This window comes from Kitasatospora sp. NPDC001539 (assembly GCF_040298565.1).
Taxonomy (GTDB): Bacteria; Actinomycetota; Actinomycetes; order Streptomycetales; family Streptomycetaceae; genus Kitasatospora.
In genome coordinates, this window is sequence record NZ_JBEPAK010000082.1 from 1 (window position 1) to 18,426 (window position 18,426).

At 73.9% G+C, this 18,426-nt stretch carries 21 protein-coding genes and 2 pseudogenes; 8 read left to right on the forward strand and 15 right to left on the reverse strand.

The features are described from left to right. The 3 genes and pseudogenes from ABT247_RS15370 to ABT247_RS15380 form a co-directional block, all read right to left on the reverse strand. Positions 1–94, reverse strand: a pseudogene (locus ABT247_RS15370) (phosphoribosylglycinamide formyltransferase); the annotation flags it as partial. A gap of 35 nt (positions 95–129) precedes the next feature. Further along, on the reverse strand, positions 130–321 hold the full coding sequence (locus ABT247_RS15375; RefSeq protein WP_350742914.1) for a DUF397 domain-containing protein: 192 nt from the start codon (positions 319–321) through the stop codon (positions 130–132). Then, a complete protein-coding gene (locus tag ABT247_RS15380; protein WP_350742916.1) occupies positions 314–1,177 on the reverse strand; it encodes a helix-turn-helix domain-containing protein in 864 nt (287 codons plus the stop codon). The genes ABT247_RS15375 and ABT247_RS15380 overlap by 8 nt, the downstream gene beginning before the upstream one ends. Positions 1,178–1,442: 265 nt before the next feature. Between ABT247_RS15380 and ABT247_RS15385 the strand changes: the two are divergent. After that, positions 1,443–1,703, forward strand: a pseudogene (locus ABT247_RS15385) (ATP-binding protein); the annotation flags it as partial. Positions 1,704–1,800: 97 nt separating this feature from the next. Then, complete coding sequence (locus tag ABT247_RS15390; RefSeq protein ID WP_350742918.1) at positions 1,801–2,058, forward strand: hypothetical protein; 258 nt, start codon at positions 1,801–1,803, stop codon at positions 2,056–2,058. A gap of 214 nt (positions 2,059–2,272) precedes the next feature. Here the strand turns inward: ABT247_RS15390 and ABT247_RS15395 are convergent, their stop codons facing one another. Then, positions 2,273–2,641: a nuclear transport factor 2 family protein gene (locus ABT247_RS15395; RefSeq protein WP_350742920.1), complete on the reverse strand. Its 369-nt coding sequence runs from the start codon at positions 2,639–2,641 to the stop codon at positions 2,273–2,275. 323 nt (positions 2,642–2,964) lie between these two features. On the opposite strand from ABT247_RS15395, the gene ABT247_RS15400 reads away from it, so the two are divergent. Together ABT247_RS15400 and ABT247_RS15405 are read left to right on the forward strand one after the other, a co-directional pair. After that, positions 2,965–3,864 (forward strand): PRC and DUF2382 domain-containing protein, encoded by a 900-nt coding sequence (locus tag ABT247_RS15400; RefSeq protein WP_350742922.1) that lies wholly within the window; start codon positions 2,965–2,967, stop codon positions 3,862–3,864. A 148-nt stretch (positions 3,865–4,012) separates the two neighbouring features. Then, positions 4,013–4,888, forward strand: coding sequence for a LysR family transcriptional regulator (locus ABT247_RS15405; RefSeq protein ID WP_350742924.1), 876 nt, complete (start codon positions 4,013–4,015; stop codon positions 4,886–4,888). Positions 4,889–4,913: 25 nt separating this feature from the next. Here the strand turns inward: ABT247_RS15405 and ABT247_RS15410 are convergent, their stop codons facing one another. After that, positions 4,914–5,501 (reverse strand): TIGR03086 family metal-binding protein, encoded by a 588-nt coding sequence (locus ABT247_RS15410; protein WP_350742926.1) that lies wholly within the window; start codon positions 5,499–5,501, stop codon positions 4,914–4,916. Between the two features lie 65 nt (positions 5,502–5,566). Between ABT247_RS15410 and ABT247_RS15415 the strand changes: the two genes are divergently transcribed. Further along, positions 5,567–6,487 carry an AraC family transcriptional regulator gene (locus ABT247_RS15415; protein WP_350742928.1) on the forward strand — a complete coding sequence of 307 codons (921 nt, stop codon included), beginning with the start codon at positions 5,567–5,569 and terminating at the stop codon, positions 6,485–6,487. Position 6,488: 1 nt separating this feature from the next. On the opposite strand, the gene ABT247_RS15420 is transcribed toward ABT247_RS15415, so the two are convergent. The 5 genes from ABT247_RS15420 to ABT247_RS15440 form a co-directional block, all read right to left on the reverse strand. Beyond that, positions 6,489–7,184 carry a VC0807 family protein gene (locus ABT247_RS15420; protein ID WP_350742930.1) on the reverse strand — a complete coding sequence of 232 codons (696 nt, stop codon included), beginning with the start codon at positions 7,182–7,184 and terminating at the stop codon, positions 6,489–6,491. A gap of 122 nt (positions 7,185–7,306) precedes the next feature. Beyond that, a complete protein-coding gene (locus ABT247_RS15425) occupies positions 7,307–8,284 on the reverse strand; it encodes an ABC transporter substrate-binding protein (RefSeq protein WP_350742932.1) in 978 nt (325 codons plus the stop codon). Between the two features lie 174 nt (positions 8,285–8,458). Next, on the reverse strand, positions 8,459–9,295 hold the full coding sequence (locus ABT247_RS15430) for an ABC transporter ATP-binding protein (protein WP_350742934.1): 837 nt from the start codon (positions 9,293–9,295) through the stop codon (positions 8,459–8,461). Further along, positions 9,295–10,374, reverse strand: a complete 1,080-nt coding sequence (locus ABT247_RS15435) for a FecCD family ABC transporter permease (RefSeq protein ID WP_350742936.1) — start codon at positions 10,372–10,374, stop codon at positions 9,295–9,297. The genes ABT247_RS15430 and ABT247_RS15435 overlap by 1 nt, the downstream gene beginning before the upstream one ends. Beyond that, complete coding sequence (locus ABT247_RS15440) at positions 10,371–11,402, reverse strand: FecCD family ABC transporter permease (RefSeq protein ID WP_350742938.1); 1,032 nt, start codon at positions 11,400–11,402, stop codon at positions 10,371–10,373. Before ABT247_RS15440 ends, ABT247_RS15435 begins: the two co-directional genes overlap by 4 nt. A gap of 98 nt (positions 11,403–11,500) precedes the next feature. Here ABT247_RS15440 and ABT247_RS15445 point away from each other — a divergent pair, with 98 nt between their 5' ends. Further along, a complete protein-coding gene (locus ABT247_RS15445) occupies positions 11,501–12,172 on the forward strand; it encodes an HAD family hydrolase (RefSeq protein ID WP_350742940.1) in 672 nt (223 codons plus the stop codon). Here the strand turns inward: ABT247_RS15445 and ABT247_RS15450 are convergent. After that, positions 12,135–12,365 carry a hypothetical protein gene (locus ABT247_RS15450; RefSeq protein WP_350742942.1) on the reverse strand — a complete coding sequence of 77 codons (231 nt, stop codon included), beginning with the start codon at positions 12,363–12,365 and terminating at the stop codon, positions 12,135–12,137. The two genes, ABT247_RS15445 and ABT247_RS15450, sit on opposite strands and share 38 nt — an antisense overlap. 477 nt (positions 12,366–12,842) lie before the next feature. Here ABT247_RS15450 and ABT247_RS15455 point away from each other — a divergent pair, with 477 nt between their 5' ends. Beyond that, a complete protein-coding gene (locus ABT247_RS15455) occupies positions 12,843–13,226 on the forward strand; it encodes a cold-shock protein (protein ID WP_030289703.1) in 384 nt (127 codons plus the stop codon). A 41-nt stretch (positions 13,227–13,267) separates the two neighbouring features. Here the strand turns inward: ABT247_RS15455 and ABT247_RS15460 are convergent, their stop codons facing one another. From ABT247_RS15460 to ABT247_RS15475, 4 genes are all read right to left on the reverse strand, one after another. Beyond that, entirely contained in the window at positions 13,268–14,122 is an 855-nt protein-coding gene (locus ABT247_RS15460) for a menaquinone biosynthesis family protein (RefSeq protein WP_350742957.1), read from the reverse strand. Beyond that, positions 14,115–14,876 (reverse strand): futalosine hydrolase, encoded by a 762-nt coding sequence (locus ABT247_RS15465; RefSeq protein ID WP_350742959.1) that lies wholly within the window; start codon positions 14,874–14,876, stop codon positions 14,115–14,117. The genes ABT247_RS15460 and ABT247_RS15465 overlap by 8 nt, the downstream gene beginning before the upstream one ends. Positions 14,877–14,886: 10 nt before the next feature. Next, positions 14,887–15,417, reverse strand: coding sequence for a hypothetical protein (locus ABT247_RS15470; protein ID WP_350742961.1), 531 nt, complete (start codon positions 15,415–15,417; stop codon positions 14,887–14,889). Between the two features lie 137 nt (positions 15,418–15,554). Then, on the reverse strand, positions 15,555–16,907 hold the full coding sequence (locus tag ABT247_RS15475; RefSeq protein WP_502892452.1) for an MFS transporter: 1,353 nt from the start codon (positions 16,905–16,907) through the stop codon (positions 15,555–15,557). A 626-nt stretch (positions 16,908–17,533) separates the two neighbouring features. On the opposite strand from ABT247_RS15475, the gene ABT247_RS15480 reads away from it, so the two are divergent. Continuing rightward, complete coding sequence (locus ABT247_RS15480; protein ID WP_350742975.1) at positions 17,534–18,415, forward strand: DUF3027 domain-containing protein; 882 nt, start codon at positions 17,534–17,536, stop codon at positions 18,413–18,415. Positions 18,416–18,426: the final 11 nt, after the last annotated feature.

Sequence of the window (18,426 nt, forward strand, 5' to 3'; positions counted from 1 at the left end):
AGCCGGCCGTGACCACCAGGTCCGGCTCGTGTCCGGCGACGGAGGCGGTCAGCGCGCGGTCCCACTCGGCCCGGTCCGGGAAGTCCTTCACGCGCCGACTTCCCACTCCGGGGCGGGGTGTCAGGGGTGTCAGGCGTGGTGGTCGAATTCGCCGGCCTTGATGCCGCGGAGGAGCGCGGCGAGGGCGGCTTGGGTGGTGCGGAGGATGAGGTGGCCTTCGTCGGACTCGCGCAGTTCGACCGCCGCAGCGTTCGTCCGCACCTCGATGCACTCATTATTTGCGGCGCTGTAGGTCGACTTCTGCCACTCGGTGCTACGCATACTTGGCTTCCAATTCTTTCTTGATGGATCGGATGAAGTCTCGCGACCCGTCCTCGGAAAGCGCAGTGGAGGCCATGCGGGCGAAGATGGCTCGATGCTTGGCCAGGTCTGCAGGAGCGTCGAAGAACAACGTGCCTTGCGAGACATCCATCTGGACCGTGTCCAGCTCGGGAACCGGTCCCTCGGCGAAGGTCACGTTCTCGCCAGCGCCCGGGTAGGTGTCGACATCGAACGGTACGACTCTGATTGAGATCCCGTTCTCCATCGAATCCTCGACCAAGGCATCGAGCTGGTCTGCGAGGACGCGAGGACCGCCAAACTGCATTCGCAGAGCTGCTTCATGGATAAATGCGCGTAGGGGGATCTTTCCAGAGCGGATCACTTGCTGCCGCTGGACGCGGAAGGCTGTTCTGACGTCGATGTCCTTGCGGGGCAGCGGTGGATAGATCCGAGCGAAGACCGCAGATGCGTAGGTACCGGTTTGGAGCAGACCAGGAATGTAGGTGGTGGTGCAGACGGCGAGCGCCTTCGCGTGGTGTTCGATCTCCGCCACCTCGAGGAAGTCTGTCGTCAGGACTTCGCGGTACTCCTCCCACCAGCCCCGTCCACGCTCCGCGACGATCTCGGCGAGGGCATCGATCAGAGGGCGATTGGCGCAGTTGCATGCGGCGGCGATCGTGCGAAGGCGGTCCGCGCTGATGCCGATCCGCCCGGATTCCATCTGAGTGACCTGGGCGGGATTCATCCCGACGAGGCGGCCGAGTTCGGACCCGCCGAAGCCGGCCTGCTCGCGCATCCTCCGTAGCTCGGTGCCAAACCTGCGTTGGCGGAGTGTCGGGTTGGCGCGTGGCGGCATGGCTTCCTTCCGAGGGCGTAGTCGGGTCAAGTCTGCCGCGCGGGCTGAGCGTCGGTCTACCGATACCACGATAGGGGGATGTTCCAAGGATGGGGGAAAATTATCCACCGCGCTGCGCTATGGTCGTTCTCACCTCGATCCGACGGGTCGTCAGTAACGCCTGGTCGCAGGCGCCGCAGAGCAGCCATGCCCATCTGCCTGGCCTGGCTCACGGCGACATATGCCCGCCGGATCTCCACACCCCATCACGCCCGGGAGTACTCCCATGCGTCACCTCAACACGCCCTCTTTCGCCCTCACCCGCCAGTCCCTGCGGGACGCGATGATCCGCTCCGGCTGGCACCCCTCCTGCACCTTCGACGCCGAACTCGCCCTTGGCGAGCTCCTGGTCAACGCCTGGCGGCACGGGCGCACGCCCGCCCCCATCGTCCAGATCCTCTTCCTCGGCCGGACCCTTCGGGTCTCCGTCTCCGACGAGAGCCCCGTCCTCCCGACCCCCGAACCCCTTCCCCCCTCGCGGAATCCGGCCGGGGCCTCCAGCTCGTCGCCGGCCTCACCAGCCGCTGGGGCGTCGACCCGCAGGAGCGCGGCAAGTCGGTCTGGTTCGAGCTGGACGCCGCCTGATGACCCTCCCGCGCCGCCGCCCCATGAAGCCGACCGACCCCCGGATCCGCTACTACACCGAGGACCACATCCGCACGCTCCTCGCCGAACTCCAGGAGCGCGGCAAGAAGTTCGGCCTGCTCTTCCCCTCCGCGAGCACCGACAGGACCATCGACGGCCGGATCCTCATCCGCTTCAACACCGCCCCGGCCTCGACGCTCCTCAACCTCCTCACCCTCCTCCTCGACGCCGAGAAACCCGCCCCGTGCGATTCCTGATCGCGACCGCCTTCGCGGTCCTCCTCGCCCTCGCGATCGCCACGGTCGCCCTGGGCGTCATCACCGCCCTCCGGGCGGCCCCGCCCGACGAGGAGTCCTGAGCGCGAACAGCCGAAGAGGGCCGTCACCGCCCCCGGCGATCACGGCCCTCCTGCTCTGCCCGCCCCTGTTCCGCCCGCCCCTGTTCCGCCCGCCCCAGTTCCGCCCGCCCCGCTCAGCCCTTCGCCTCGAAGCCCGCCAGCAGTCCGCGCGGGTCGAAGGTCACCCGGATCCGGGCGATCTTCCCGTTCTCCACGTGCATCCAGTTCGCCGTCGGCGCCGGCGGCGCGATGCGGGTGTGCAGCTCGAACCAGGTGATCACCTCGTCTCCTTCCGCCACCCGTACCTTCACGTCGATCTTCTCCAGTACCTGTCCGAGGCCCCTCAACCCGCCCAGCGCCTCCTCGACCCCCGACGCCGTGCCCAGCGCGCCGACGAAGTCGACGTCGTCGGCCAGCAGGCCGCGGAGGGTGTCGAAGTCGCCCGCCTCCCAGGCGGTGAAGTAGGTCTCGGCCAGCTCGCGTGCAGTCCTCTTCGTCGTCATGCGTCCATCCTCCCGACGCCGGATCCATCCGTCCAACAGATGGATCCGATCGGTCCCATCACCCATACCGATGGTTCGAGGTGACATCCGGTGAACGCCGAACGCCCGAGCGGGCATCGCCGCCCGCTCCGGCAGTGACGCGCCGTGTCGGTTCCGGTGGTCGACGCGCGGGGTCTCGCTGACGCCCCCGCTCGACGCTACCGACCGTCATCGCCGCAGCTCACGCACGCTTTCACGCTGAGTAAATGTCAGGTGATGCGGTTTCGGCCGACCCTGCCGGGCAAGGCGCTCAGCAGTCGAAGTGTGAAGGAGGCGTGAAGTCGATGATCACCGAACAGCAAGCCCGCTCGATGCTGCACCACCCGGTCCACGACGCGGAGGACAGCAAGATCGGCAAGGCGGACCACGTGTTCCTCTCCGACGCCACCGGCAAGCCGGAGTGGGTGAGCATCAAGACCGGCTGGTTCGGAACCAGCGAGTCGTTCGTCCCGATCCGCGACGCCCGGGTCGTCGACGATCACATCCAGGTCCCGTACCTCAAGGACAAGGTCAAGGACGCACCACTGGTAACCGTCGAGGACGGCGGCCACCTCTCCGAGCGGGAGGAACGCCGCCTGTGCCGGCACTACGGCATCGCCTGGGACGAGGCCTGGAGAGCCGCCAACCAGCCCGGTGAGGGCGGCTGGGCCCACGCCGGACGCCAGACCGCCGCCGGTACCACCGCCGGCACCGCTGCCGGCGCCGCCGCCGGCCGGACCGCCGCCGGCCGGACCGCCGCCGGCCGTACCGGCGCCCGCCGGGGCGAGGACGACGCCATGACCCGCTCCGAGGAGCAGATGCGCGTCGGTGTCGAGCGGTACGAGTCGGGCCACGCCAAGCTGCACAAGTACGTCGTCACGGAGGAGCAGCAGCAGACCGTCCCGGTGCGCCACGAGGAAGCCCGCATCGAGCGCGAACCCATCACCGAGGCCAACCGGGACGCGGCCCTGGCGGGCGAGCCCATCTCGGAGGCCGAGCACGAGGTCACCCTGCACGCGGAGCGCCCCGTCGTGCACACCGAGGCCGTGCCGGTCGAACGCGTGCGGCTGGTGACCGAGGAACACGTCGACGAGCAGACCGTGAGCGGCCAGGTGCGCAAGGAGCGCATCGAGGCCGAACTCTCCGCCGAGGACCAGCAACGGCTACGGGGCAAGGGAATCCGGGGCGAGGACCGTCGCCGGTGAGCCGTTCTCGGTGAACCGTCGTCGGTGACCGCCCCCGCCGGGTCGCCACCGCTCCCGGGCGGTGACGGCCCGGCCCGCCGGAGCCGGACGAGCCGCACGCGGCCTCCGGCCGAACCCGGGCACCGGCCGTCGAATATGGTCACCGGTCATGGAGATGCACCAGCTGCGCTACTTCGCCGCCGTGGTCGACGAGGGTTCGTTCACTGCGGCTGCCGGTCGCCTGCACGTCAGCCAGTCCGGCATCAGCACCCAGATAGCCAAGCTGGAAAGGGAGTTGGGTCAGACGCTGCTGGAGCGCTCGGGCCGCCGGGTCCGGCTCACTCCCGCCGGGGAGGCGATCCTCCCGCTCGCCAAGAACGCGCTGGCCACCCTGGACGCGATCCGCCACACCGCCGCCGAGTTCGCCGACGCGGTGCGCGGGCGGGTCCGACTGGGCATGATCATGGGCTGTTCGATCCCGCCGTTCCTGGACACCGTCGCGGACCTCGGCCGCACCCACCCCGGCATCGAGCTGAGCCTGCACGAAAACCACTCGGAGGTGCTGCAGGCCCAGGTCCTCGCCGGCGCCCTCGACCTCGCGCTGATCGGCTACGCGGGCGAGATCGCCCCCGGCTTGGAGGTCGGCGTGGTGGTGGACGATCCCATCGCCGCCGTGGTGCCGGTCGGGCACCCCCTCGACCGGCCCGGCCTGAAGCTGTCGGACCTGAGTGGCGAGAAGATCCTCTGCCTCTCCCGGGGCACCGGCCTGCGCGCCGCCTACGACCGCTCCTGCGCCCGGCTGGGCCTCGCTCCCCGCGTGGACATCGAGGCCAGCTCCCCGGCGGCCGTGCTGCGCCTCGCCGAGCGCGGCGCGGGTGTCGCCGTGCTCAGCCCGTCCTCCGTCGACGGGTCAGGGCTGCGGGCCGTGCCGCTCGCCGACGCCACCACGAACGCCCGCCTGGGCCTGATCGCCCGCCGCGACCAGCAGTCCCCGGCGGTCCGCCTGCTGCGCTCCAAGTTGCGGACCGCGCTCGGCAGTTCCTGACGGCTCTCCTGACGCCTCCCGGGCCTCAGGCCTTCCACTGCGGGTCGCGACCCGAAGCGGCCAGCGCACGGTCCCACGCCGGGGCGTCGTCCGGCACGGCCACGACGCCGGCGAAGCCCGCGTACTGCCGGTACAACGCGGCGTTCTCCTCGACGATCTCCAGGGTCAGCCGGGCGAGTTCGTCGTCGACGGCGATCTCCCCGCCGACGGCCCGGGCGACGTCCCAGCCGTGCAGCAGCAGCTCCAGGACCAGCATCCGGGCGATCCCGACCGCCGGTACGGGGGAGCCGCCGAGGTCGATGTCGCCCTCCCAGGCGTCCGGCTCGGCCCAGGCCGCCACCGCCCGTTCCAGTTGGGCCGCGTACGCGGAGCGCCAGTCGGAGTCCGCCGTGAAGTCACGCGCGCTGAGCTCCTCGGGCAGTTCGACGCGCCGGGCACGGTGCTCCAGGCCGTGCGAGGTGTAGAGCACCCAGTGGTTGATCAGCGCGCGCAGGTCGAACTCCGGACAGGGCGTCGGCGCGTCCAACCGCTGCCCGGCCGGGACGGCGGCGGCGACCTCGGCTGCGGCGGAGGCGGCCCGGGTCAGGAAGGGGTGCATCGGGTGAGCGTTCATGGCACCAGCCTGCCCCGGCCGGTGCGGGCGCGTCTTGAAGAAATGCGACGACTAGCCTGGTGGCCATGCACCTGCCCGAGCCCGTGCCCGAGCGCCCCGAGCCCGCGCCCACGTCCGCGGGCCGTGAGTCCGGCCGTGAGCCCGATGCCGGTCTCGGCCGCGGGGTGCTCCACCCGGCCCGGGCCGCCGAGCTGATCAGCGTGCAGCGGCTGGCGCCCGAGCCCGCCGTGGCACGGTTCGTGGAGTGCTACTGGCTGGTGCGCTGGGACCTGTCCGGCCGGCCTCCGTACGAGCAGAAGGTGCTCGCCCACCCGAACGTGCACCTGGTCTTCGAGGCGCCGCGGCCCCGGGTCTACGGGGTGGACCGCGCGCTCTTCGTCCGGCGCCTGGAGGGTGTCGGGCACGCCCTGGGGGCGAAGTTCCGCCCCGGCGCCTTCCGGTCCTTCGCCGGGCACCCGGTGAGCGCCCTCGCGGACCGGTCCGTCCCCGCCGCCACGTACTTCGGCGCCGAGGTGGACCGGCTGAACGCCCGGATCCTCGGTGAGCCGGGCGCCGAGCCCGCCGCCGAACCGGCTGCTGGACGCGCCACCGCCACCGAACCGGTCGCCGACTCGTACGCGGCGCTCGTCGACGAGTTCCTCCGCCCCCGGCTGCCCGCTCCCGACCCGGCGGCCGAGGAGGCCGCCGCCGTCGTCGAGCGGATCACCGCCTCACCCGGCCTGTGCCGGGTGGACGAGCTGGCCCGCGAGCTCGGCGTGACCGTCCGCAGCCTCCAGCGGCTGTTCTCGGAGTACGTCGGCGCCCCACCGAAGTGGGTGCTGCGGCGGGCCCGGCTGCACGAGGCCGCCGAACGGGCCGCGCGGGCGGGCGGGTTGGACCTGGCGGCGCTCGCCGTGGAGCTCGGCTACGCCGACCAGGCCCATCTGACCCGGGACTTCACCGCGGCCGTCGGCGTCCCGCCCGCCCACTACGCGGGTTCGCGCTGAATCAGGCGGCTGCGGCAGCCGCGGCGGCCGCCTCGGCGGCGGCCCGGCCCCGGGCGCTGGCCCGCTTGGCGTAGGTCATCGTGAAGTAGACCAGCCCGCCGATCACCGCGTACGGAAGGATGTTGTTGATCGTCACCACCGTGCCGTGCGAGAGGGTGTAGACGAACACGATCCGCAGCGCGGCCTCCAGGACGAAGGCGATGCCCCACACGACGGTCAGGTTGCGCTGGACCCGCCGGAAGCCCTCGTACTGCCACATCGAGTTCCACCAGGCGATCATCTCGGGCGTGCCGTCGGTGGCGAACTTGCGGCCGAAGTAGAACATGATCGGCTTCGGCGCGGCCAGCGAGACGAGGTAGAGCACGCCCAGCAGGCCCGAGATGAAGGAGTCCTTGGCCAGCAGCATCTTCGGGTCGGTCGGGCCGATCAGCGAGACGACCAGGGTGAGGGCGACGAAGGCCAGCGAGACGACGGCGAACTCGTCGATCCGGCGGTGCCAGGCCAGGTAGATGACGCTGTCGACGACGGGGCCGAGGCCGGACAGCAGGATGGCGGTGGCCTCGCTGTAGCCGTGGTCGTGCAGCTGGTTGTAGATCATGATCGGCGCGACCACGTTGAACGCGATGCTGATCAGCCAGCCGAGTGCGGCGGCCTTCCCCTTCCGAGCAGGGGCGGTCGGAGCTACGGCAGTTGACATGGTGGTGTCCCCCGGGGCGAATTGTTGTGATCGGCGGCCCATTGTGGCGGAATCACCGCTCCGCTGCACAACCTCGGCGAGTCGACATGTCGTCAGTGGACCGACGATGCCCGGCAGTCGGGCTACGCCCCGAGGAAGCGCTGCAACTCGTCCAGCATGAAGTTGGCACCGGTGTACCCGATTCCCTGGAACCACAGCTGGTCGTCCACCGGGAAGGCCCGATGCGCCCTGACCGCCCCCAGCGCCTGCCAACCGGGGCTGGCCAGCGCCGCGTCGGCGCCCGCCCGCGCCGGATCCCCGTACGTCGCGTACAGCAGGAGGTCGCCGTCGGCCTTGGCGATCTGGTCCAGCGGGATCTCGAAGTCCGACTGGTCGACGTTCTGCGCGTCCGGCCGCCCCACCTGGGCGTCGGCGAGCACCGTCCCGGGGAAGCTCTGCCGCCCGTACAGCCGGATGCCGCCGCCCTCGGTGAACCGCACCAGGCTCACCCGGCGTCCCGACAGCCTCGCCGCCGACAGCGCCTGCGCCACCTGCCCGGCGTGCTTCTGGTACGCGCCGACGAAGGCCGCGGCCGCCGCGACCCGGCTCAACGCCTGGGCGTGCAGCTGGAAGTCGGCCTTCCAGGGGGCCCCGGTGGTCTGGGTGAGCACGGTCGGGGCCAGCTCGCTCAGCTGCGCGTACCGGTCGCCGTCGCGGGCCTGGTTGGAGAGGATCAGATCCGGTCGCAGGGCCCGCACGGCGGCGAGGTCGGGGGCGCCGGCCGGGCCGACCATCCGGATGCCCGCCGTGCGGGAGGCGGGCCAGTAGTCCGGGTAGCGGGTGTCGGCGCCCGGGAGCGCCGCGCCGACCGGGGTGATGCCGAGCGTCAGCGCGGAGTCGAGCACATCGGTGTCCAGCACCACCACCCGCTGCGGCTCGCCCGGGACGACCACCGGGCCGGTCGCGGCGTTCACCGTGACGGGCGGGGCCGGGGTCGGGGAGGGCGTTCCGCTCGCCGGGAGGTTGTCGGCCACCGGCGGCGCCGACCGTCCGGAGGAGCACGCCGTGAGCGCGGCCCCGCCGAGGCCGGCGAGGAACGTACGGCGGGCGATCCGGGGCATCGGCGGGTCCTCCGGCGAAGGCGGCACGGCTACGGGCGGGAGCGGGGTCGATTATGTCCGAAATGGGGGCCGGAATTCCGTCAGGCTCCCGCTCACGCCCGCGTCTGAGCCCCTGCACGGCGGCCGTCGGCGACACCTGCGCCTGTGCCGCCTGCGCGCCTGCACCTGCGCCGCCTACGCGTCCGCCGCTTCCGCCGTCGCCGCTTCCGCCGACGCCGCCCACGGCGCGCCCGGGACGACCAGCGGCGTGCCCGTCACCGGATCCGGCACCACCACCGAGTCCAGCCCGAACACCTCCCGCACCAGCCCCGCCGTCACCACCTCCCCGGGCGCGCCCTGCGCCACCACCCGGCCGTCCCGCATCGCCACCAGGTGGTCGGCGTACCGCGCCGCCTGGTTGAGGTCGTGCAGCACGGCGACGACCGTCCGGCCGCGTTCGACGTTCAGCCGGCGGACCAGGTCCAGCACCTCCACCTGGTGGGCGATGTCCAGGTAGGTGGTCGGCTCGTCCAGCAGCAGGATGTCCGTGCCCTGGGCCAGCGCCATCGCGATCCAGGCCCGCTGGCGCTGCCCGCCCGACAGCTCGTCCATGCTGCGCTCGGCCAGCTCCGTGGTGGAGGTGCGCTCCAGCGCCTCCGCGACCGCCGCCTCGTCCTCCGCCGACCACTGCCGCCACCAGCTCTGGTGCGGCTGCCGGCCCCGGGAGACCAGGTCCGCCACCGAGATGCCCTCCGGCGCGGTCGGCGACTGCGGCAGCAGGCCGAGCCGCTGGGCGATCCGCCTGGTCGGGATCCGCGCCAGCTCCTCGCCGTCCAGCAGCACCGCGCCCCGGACGGGCTTCAGCAGCCGGCCGAGGGCCCGCAGCAGCGTCGACTTGCCGCAGGCGTTCGGGCCGACGATCACTGTCACCCGGCCGTCGGGGACGCGGACGTCCAGGCCCTCGACCACCGTGCGCGCCTCGTAGGCCAGGGTGAGGCCCCGGGCCTCCAGGCGGTGGGTCCCAGCGGTCATCAGGCGCCTCCACGGCGGGAACGGGTCAACAGCCACATCAGGTACGGCGCGCCGACCAGGCCGGTCACCACGCCCACCGGCAGCTCGGTCGGCGCGAGCAGCCGCCGGGCCAGCAGGTCGGCGAGGACCACGACCAGTGCGCCGGCCAACGCCGAGCAGAACAGCGGGACCTGCACCGAACGGGCCAGCCGGAGCGCGATCTGCGGGGCCATCAGCGCGACGAAGTCCACCGGCCCGGCGGCCCCCGCGGCGCAGGAGGCCAGCACGATGCCCAGCAGCGCCATGCCCAGCCGGATCCGGCCCAGCCGCAGGCCGAGGCCGACGGCGGTGGCGTCGTCGAAGGAGATCGACCGCTGGGCGCGCGCGGCCCACAGCGCCACCGGCAGGGCGGCCGCCAGCACCCAGGCCAGCCGGCCGGCCTGGTCGTAGCCGGCGCCGTCCAGGCTGCCGGTCATCCAGACCGTCGCGGCCTGCGCCTGGAAGCCGTCGCCCCTGGTGAGGAACACCGAGGTGAGCGAGGACAGGGCGACGCTGATCCCGATGCCGATCAGCACGAAGCGCTGGGCGTGCAGCCCGCGCCGCCACGCCAGCCCGTACACCAGCAGCCCGGCCAGCAGCCCGCCGCCGACCGCCGCGTACGGCGCCCGGTCGGCCGAGCCGACCACCCCGTACGCCGTCAGACCGACGACCGTCGCCGTGGCGCCCCAGGTCACGCCCACCACGTCCGGGCTGGCCAGCGGATTGCGGGCGACGGTCTGGACCAGTGCCCCGGCCAGCCCGAGCGCCGCCCCGGCCAGCAGCCCGACCACCACCCGGGGCAGCCGGAACTCGCCGACCACCAGCTCGTCCGGGCTCGGCCGCCCGAGCAGCACCCTGACCACCTCGCCGGGGGAGACGGCCGACTCGCCCAGGCACAGCGCGGCGACCACCGCCCCGGCCAGCGCGAGCAGCAGCCCGAGGGCGACGGCCGCGGAGCGCCGGTGCAGCAGGAAGGACGCGCGCCCGGCCCGGACCACCGCGTACCCGCGCAGGGGCACCCGGGAGGGCGCCGAGGAGCCGCGCGGCGGCGCCGGCGTCATGCCGCCACCACCTTCCGCCGGCGGACCAGGGCCACCAGCACCGGCACCCCCACCAGGGCCGTCATCACCCCGGCCGGGACCTCCGACGGCGGGAAGAGCACCCGGCCCAGGGTGTCCGCGAGCAGCAGCAGGGCCGGCCCGAGGACGGCGGAGAAGGCGAGCACCCAGCGGTGGTCGGCCCCGGCCACCGCGCGGGCGGCGTGCGGGACGGCGAGGCCGACGAAGGCGATCGGCCCGGCGGCCGCGACCGCGGAGCCGGTCAGGACGGTGGCGCCGACCGCGCCGACCGCGCGGACCAGGCCGGTCCTGGCGCCCAGGCCCCTCGCGGTGTCCTCGCCGAGCGCCAGCGCGTCCAGGCCGCGGGCCACCGCCACCACCAGCACGGCGCCGACCGCCAGGAACGGCAGCAGCTGCCAGGCGACGTCCGCCGTCCGCCCGGAGAGCGAGCCGACGTGCCAGAAGCGGAACTGCTCCGTGGTGGCCGCGTCCGTGGTCAGCACCAGGGTGTCGAGCGAGGCGATGAAGGCGGACACCGCCGAGCCGGCCAGCGCCAGCCCGACCGGCGTCACCCCGCCCCGGCCGCGCCCGGCCAGGCCGTGGACCAGCACGGTGGCGGCCACCGCCCCCGCGAAGCCGAACCACACGTACCCGGTGAGCGAGGAGACCCCGAAGGCGGAGATCGCGACCACCACGCCCGCCGCCGCGCCCTGGGAGACGCCGAGGATGCCCGGGTCGGCGATCGGGTTGCGGGTCAGGCCCTGCGTCACGGCCCCGGCCAGGCCGAGCGCCGCGCCGACCGCCAGCCCGACGACCGTCCGCGGCAGCCGCAGCTGCCGGACGACCACGGCGTCGGCGCCGTCACCGCCGTGCAGCAGCGCGTCCAGGGTCCGCGGCAACGGGACGGTGCGGCTGCCGACCGCCAGGCTCAGCAGCACCGCGACGGCCAGCACGGCCAGTGCGGCGGCGAGCCACAGCATGCGGCGCCGGGGCGCGCGCCGCCCCTGCGGTGGTGCGGTGGTGCCGGTCATGAGCCCTCCCCGCGGACAGCTCGGGCCAACCTAGGTCCGCGTCGGAGCGCGGGCAAATCACCTCGTCACCGCCGGTGCGCCTTGGGTAGCCTGACGGCATGCCCGCGACCTGCACCACCCCGCTCACCGTCGGCTTCGACCTCGACATGACGCTGCTGGACACCCGTCCGGGCATCCACGCGACCTACCGGGCGCTCTCCGCCGAGACCGGCACCTACATCGACGCCGACCTGGCCGTGACCCGGCTCGGCCCGCCGCTGCTCGACGAGCTGCGCAACTGGTTCCCGGCCGAACACCTGGACGAGATCGCCCGCCGCTACCGCACGCTCTACCGCGACCACGCCTTCGCCCCCACCACGGCGCTGCCCGGCGCGCACGCCGCCCTCGCGGCCGTCCGCACCCACGGCGGCCGGGTCGCGGTGATCACCGGCAAGTACGAGCCGAACGCCCTGCTCCACCTGGAGCACGCCGGGCTGGAGGCGGACACCGTGATCGGCGACCTCTGGGCGGAGACCAAGGGCGAGGCACTGCGCGAGCAGGGCGCGAGCATCTACGTCGGCGACCACCTCGGCGACGTCCTGGGCGCCCGCCACGCGCGGGCCGTCGCGGTCGGCGTGGCCACCGGCCCGTACGGCGCCGACGAGCTGCGGGCCGCCGGGGCGGACGTGGTGCTCACGGACCTCACCGGCTTCCCGGAGTGGCTCGACGGGCACCTCGCGGCGAACGGGTCCGCTACGGCCCGACCCGGCGGCGCTGCGCCCGGGCGTTGACGAACAGGCCGGTCAGCGCGGCCAGGAAGCCGGCCGGCATCAGCATGCTCAGCCAGTACATGGCCGTCGGCAGCGGCGTCAGGTGCAGGAACAGCGGGACGAAGGTGATCAGGGTGGCGAGCGCGCCGAGGGCGAAGACGACCGTCCCGGCCCTGACGTACACGTCGCCGGGGTCGGTGCTCTGGCTGCTCACGTCTGCTCACTCCTCCGGGACGGCACTGGACGCACCCAGTCTGGCAGAGCGGCCGCCGGAGCCGCCCACCGGAGCGGGACGGTCACGTTGCGCAGTTTCCCGGCAGCGATGCGTTTTGATCCCTGCTGGGCGGGGGTATGCACGGGGTGCCGAGGGGCGCTACAGGTGCGTCCCGTGTCCTCAGACCCGGGGGTGTGAGCCGATGGACCGCGCAGAGCGCCGCCCCGGCCGTGCCAGTACCGGGTCGCCCGCGACCGTGAGATCCCCGCGCCCCCGATGCCCCGGGCGGGGCCTGGAGCGCCGATCCCTCGCGGAACGCGGATGAGGCAGTGACGGACGGTTAGTCTGCTCCTGACACCGTGCTGACCATGAGCGCCCGCGGGCGCCGAGCCGAGGTCGGCCGTCCTTCTTCCCACACCACCCAGCGATCCCCGGCCAGGGCCGGGATCCCTCACACCCATTCGAGGACTGTTCGAGATGCCCACCGGCCAGGTCAAGTGGTTCAACGAGACGAAGGGCTTCGGCTTCCTGTCGCGCGACGACGGTGGCGACGTCTTCGTCCACACCAAGGCGCTGCCCGCCGGTGTCACCGTGCTGAAGCCGGGCCAGCGGGTCGAGTTCGGCGTGGTCGCCGGCCACCGCGGGGACCAGGCGATGGCCGTGCAGCTGCTGGACGCGCTGCCCTCGGTGGCAGCGGCCCAGCGCCGGAGCGCCGACGACATGGCGCCGATCGTCCAGGACCTGATCACCACGCTGGACGCGGTGCTGCCCGGCCTCCAGCGGGGCCGCTACCCGGCCAAGCCCACCGGCCAGAAGCTGGCCGGCCTGCTGCGCGCGGTGGCCGACCAGTTCGACGTCTGAGGGTCCCCGGGGCCACCGTCCGGCCCGGGAACCGGCCGGGACTACCCGAACGCGAGCGCACCCGGGTCGAGCGGGGGCACCAGCCCCTCCGCGGCGGCCCGGGTGAGCAGCGCGCGGACGGCCTCGTAGCCCTCCTCGCCGAGGTCGGCGGTGAACTCGTTCACGTACAGCCCGATGTGCTGGTCGGCGACCGCCGGGTCCATCTCCTGGGCGTGCGCCAGCACGTAGGCGCGGCTGGCCGCCGGATCGGCCCAGGCCTGCCGGACGGAGGTGCGGATCGTCTCCGCGAGTCCGCGCAGCCGCTCCGGACCCAGCGAGCGCCGGGCGACGATCGCGCCGAGCGGGATCGGCAGGCCGGTCTCCCGCTCCCAGGCCTCGCCCATGTCGGCCAGGCTGTGCAGGCCGTACCGGTGGTAGGTGAAGCGGGCCTCGTGGATCACCAGGCCGGCGTCCACCCGGCCGTCCCGGACGGCGGGCATGATCTCGTGGAACGGCAGGACGACGATCTCACCGAAACCGCCCGGCACCGCCCCGGCCGCCCAGAGCCGGAACAGCAGGTAGGCGGTGGAGCGCTCGGACGGCACCGCCACCGTCCGCCCGGCGAGCTCCGCGGGCGAGTCCACACCCGGCCTGGTGAGCACCAGCGGGCCGCAGCCGCGTCCGAGCGCGCCGCCGCAGGGCAGCAGGGCGTACTCGTCCAGGACCCACGGCAGCGCGCCGTAGCTGATCTTCAGCACGTCCAGCTCGCCGCGCTCGGCCAGGCCGTTGGTGACGTCGATGTCGGCGAAGGTCACCTCCGGGGCGTCCGCCCCGGGCACCCGGCCGTGCGCCCAGGCGTGGAAGACGAAGGTGTCGTTCGGGCAGGGCGAGTACGCGATGCTCAGCCGTTCAGCCACGGCCGGCCTCCTCGATCAGTTCGGGGACGGGCAGTGCGGCGAAGGCCCGCTCCAGCGCGGCCAGCGCCTCGCCGATCCGCCAGGCGGTGCGGTCGCGCGGGCCCACCGGGTTGGACACCGTCCGCAGTTCGAAGACCGGGACGCCGTACCGGGCGGCGGCCTCGGCCACGCCGAAGCCCTCCATCGCCTCGGCGGCGGCGCCCGGGTGGCGGGCGGCCAGTTCGGCGGCCCGTCGGGCGCTGCCGGTCACGGTGGAGACGGTCAGCACCGGGCCGGTCACGACCTCGCCGGCGGCCGCGCCCAGGGCCTTGGCGGCCAGCGCGACGGCGCCGGGGGCGGGGGTGTGCCGCACGGTGCCGAAGCCCAGCTCGGTGACGTCGGCGAAGCCCTCGGGGGTCTCGGCACCGAGGTCCGCGGCCACGATCGCGTCGGCCACCACGGTGGCGCCGACCGGGGCGTGCGGGGCGAAGCCCCCGGCGATGCCGGCCGAGGCGACCAGCCCGTACCGGCCGGCGGCCAGCGCGGCGGAGGCGGCAGCGGCGGCGGCGGCCGGACCGACCCCGGCGGCCAGCACGTCCACCGGCGCGCCGTCGGCGCGGTGCAGCACGCCCCCCGGCAGCGGCAGGGCGGCGGATCCGCCGGGCAGGCCGCGCAGGACGGCCTCGGCCTCGGCGGGCACCGCGACGACGACGAGCAGCCGGGCCCGGTCGGGGCCCGACTGCTCGGGGTGCGCGTCCAGGACGTGCGCGGTCATCGCAGGACCGTCAGCTGTCCTGGGTGTTCAGCTGGAAGTACCAGACGGCGATCGGGTTGTCCGAGTTCTTGTCGCCCTCGACCACGGTGACCACGGTCTTGCCGCTGGCGTTCAGCACCTTGGCGGCCTGCTGGGAACCGGAGAAGGTCGGGCCCTTGGCGTACGAGAAGAGGCTGTAGCGGCCGCCCTGGGTGGTCGAGCCGCCGTTGGTGAAGGCCCACCAGCCGGCGTCGGCCACGTTCGGGCTGACGCCGACGCCGACCTGGTCGCTCGGGGTCACGTCGGACGACGGGAGGGTGCCGGCCTTGAGCGCGTTGGTGGCCGTGTCCTGGCACTGCTGCTGCTGCTCCTCGCTGAGCGGGCTGCCGCCGTTCCAGCAGAGCGGGTCGATGGTCATCGAGGAGTTGCCGACGGTCAGGGTGGCACGGTGGGTGTTGTGCTCGGTCTGGTTGGCGGCGATCGCGACGGAGGTGCCCACCGTGGCGGCGCCGACCACGACGACGGCGCCGATGGCGGCGATGGCACGGGCATTGAGGCTCATGCGTCAGAATCTACCGGGCCCGGCCGATCACGCTACGCGGGGGTCGGCGACCGCGTGTTGCCGTACCGGCCCGCACCGCCCCCGCACCGGCCCGCACCGACCCGGTCGGAGCCAGGCCGGGCCCCGGCCAGGCCCGGTCAGGCCACCCGGGGAGCCGTCGGGTGCCGGCGCAGGCCCAGCCGCAGCAGCGAGTGGACCGTCCACAGCAGCATCAGGCCGACCACCGCCGCCGCGATCGACAGGCCCAGCACCCCGTTCAGCGGCAGCACGATGCCCACCCCGCCGCCCGCCACCCAGGACAGCTGCATCAGCGTCTCCGAGCGGGCGAAGGCCGAGGTCCGCACCGCCTCCGGGACGTCCCGCTGGATCAGCGCGTCCAGCGCCAGCTTGCCCAGCGAGGCCGCCATCCCCGACAGCCCCGCGACCAGGATGACCGTCACCACGCCGTACCAGAGCGCGGCCGCCGCCGTCACGCAGGCCGCCACCAGCAGCATCGCGGTGACCGTCGCCTCCGGGCCGCGGGTGCGCAGCCAGGAGCCCAGCACCGAGCCCAGCGCGTTGCCCGTCCCGGCCGCCGCCGCCACCAGACCCAGCGCCAGCGTCGGCTGCAGCCCGCCGATCGGATCGGTGCGCAGCAGGAAGGCCAGGAAGAACACCAGGAAGCCGACCAGCCAGCGCATCGCCGCCATCGCCCGCAGCGCCAGCACCACCGAGGGGCCGACGGTGCGCAGCGAGGCCTTCACCTTCGGCGCCTTGTGGTGGATCAGGTGCGAGCCCTCACCGTGCACCTCGGCGTGCAGGACGGCCCGCTGCTCCCCCTTCGCCGAGTCGACCTCGTGCGGCAGGTGGAACGCCATCAGGGTGCCGATCACGAACACCAGGAAGGCGCCGCGCAGCGGCCAGCCCGGCCCGAGCAGGTGCAGCAGCCCGCCCACCCCGGCCGCCACGCCGGTGGCCAGCAGCCCGGCCAGGGTCACCCGTGAGTTCGCCTTCACCAGCGACAGCCGGCGCGGCAGCAGCCGGGGCACCACGACGCTGCGCACCACCCCGTACGCCTTGGAGGCCACCAGCACGCCCAGCGCCTCCGGGTAGAGCGCGATGCCGCCGCCGGAGATCACCCCGGCCATCGTCCAGGCCAGCACCGCCCGGGCGAGCATCGACATCGCCATGGCCGCCCGGCGGCCGTGCGGGATGCGGTCCAGCAGCGGGCCGATCACGGGCGCGAGCAGGGCGAACGGCGCCATGGTGATCAGCAGGTAGAGGGCGACCCGGCCGCGCGCCTGGCCGGTGGGGACCGAGAAGAAGATGGTGGAGGCCAGCGCGATGGTGATCAGCATGTCGCCGAAGGAGTTCAGCGCGTGCAGCTCGATCAGCTTGGCGAGGCCGGACTCGCCGGCGCCCTCGGCGGAGGTGGCCCGGCGGATCCGGCGGCCGGCGTAGCGCACCAGCTTGCCGGTGCGCAGACCGGCGGCCGAGGCGGTGCGGACCAGGAAGGAGCGGCGGGGCTCGGGGGTCTCGTCGCCGTCCTGCTCCGGCTCCTCGCCGGGGGGAGCGGCCGCGGCCTCGGCCGGCGGACCGGCCGCGAAGCCGGCCCGGTCCGCGTCGAGGTCGAGGGGGTGGGGCCGAGGGGTGCCGTCGGCCGCCGGGACGACCCGCTTGACCAGGCTGACCCGGGCGGTGGGCGCCCCGGCATCGGCCCCCGGCCGCGGTTCGCCCGCGGCGGGGGCGGGAGTCTGCTGTCGCGGCACGGCGTCCGCCTCGTCGGGGCCGCCGGCCTGCGAGGAGCGCAGTGCGTGCTGCGACGGGTCGTCGTCCGCCACAAGCCCATCCTGCCCCAGATTCGCCGAGGCAACGCCGTAATACGCCCCCGCTCGGCGCGGCCGCGGAGGGCTCGGCTCCGCCCCGGACTGTGCCGGGGCGCCGACCGGCGGGTAGCCTGCGCAGGGTCCGCCCGTCGGGCGCCGAGCGCCGGCAGACCGGTCGAGCGGCGCGGCCGGTACCCGGGGCGGCCCCGAGTCGCGCAGAATGGACGAGGGACTACCGAGCCGCGACGAAACAGGCAACACGCCGTGGGCGACAGAAGAACTGGGAGAGAATCGACGCCGTGAGTGCTGCGATGCGAAGCCGTACCCCCGACCGGCTCTGTGCCGAGGCCGTCGAACTCGCCCGCCAGGCCGCCGAGGAGGCCGTGGGACCGGAGGCGGTCGGTCCTCACCTGGGCGTGCAGGCGGACGCCGACCGCGTCGTCACCCACAACTTCGAGTGCCTGGACGCGGCGTACCGCGGCTGGCACTGGGCCGTCACCGTGGCCCGCGCGCCCCGCGCCAAGAACGTCACCCTCGACGAGGTCGTGCTGCTGCCCGGCCCCGACGCCGTGCTCGCCCCGGAGTGGGTGCCGTGGAGCGAGCGGCTGCGCCCCGGGGACATGGGCCCCGGGGACCTGCTGCCGACCGGCGCCGACGACCTGCGGCTGGAGCCCGGCTGGACCGGCGAGGACGAGCCCGCGCCGAACTCCGTGGTCGCGCTCGCGGCCGAGGAGGACGTCGTCGTCACCGACCCGCACGTCCAGCCCGCCCCGGCCCGCGCGCGGATCAACGCCGTCGCCGAGGAGCTCGGCCTGGGCCGCAGCCGGGTGCTCTCCCGGCTCGGCCTGCACCTGGCCGCCGAGCGCTGGGAGAAGGCCCACGGCCCGCAGACCCCGATGGCGCAGGCGGCCCCCGCCGCGTGCGGCAGCTGCGGCTTCCTGGTGCCGATCGGCGGTTCGCTCGGACAGGCCTTCGGCGTGTGCGGCAACGAGTTCGGCCCGGCCGACGGGCAGATCGTCTCCTTCGCGTACGGCTGCGGCGGGCACTCCGAGGCGGCCGTCATCCCGGCCCCGCCGGCGCCGTCCGAGCTGATCCTGGACGAGCTGGTGGTCGAGCCGCTGCAGCTGCACCCGGACCGCGCCTCCGGCTCGGTCGAGCCGGACGCCCCGGCCGAGGAGCTCGGCCACTCCTGACCCAGGGTCCG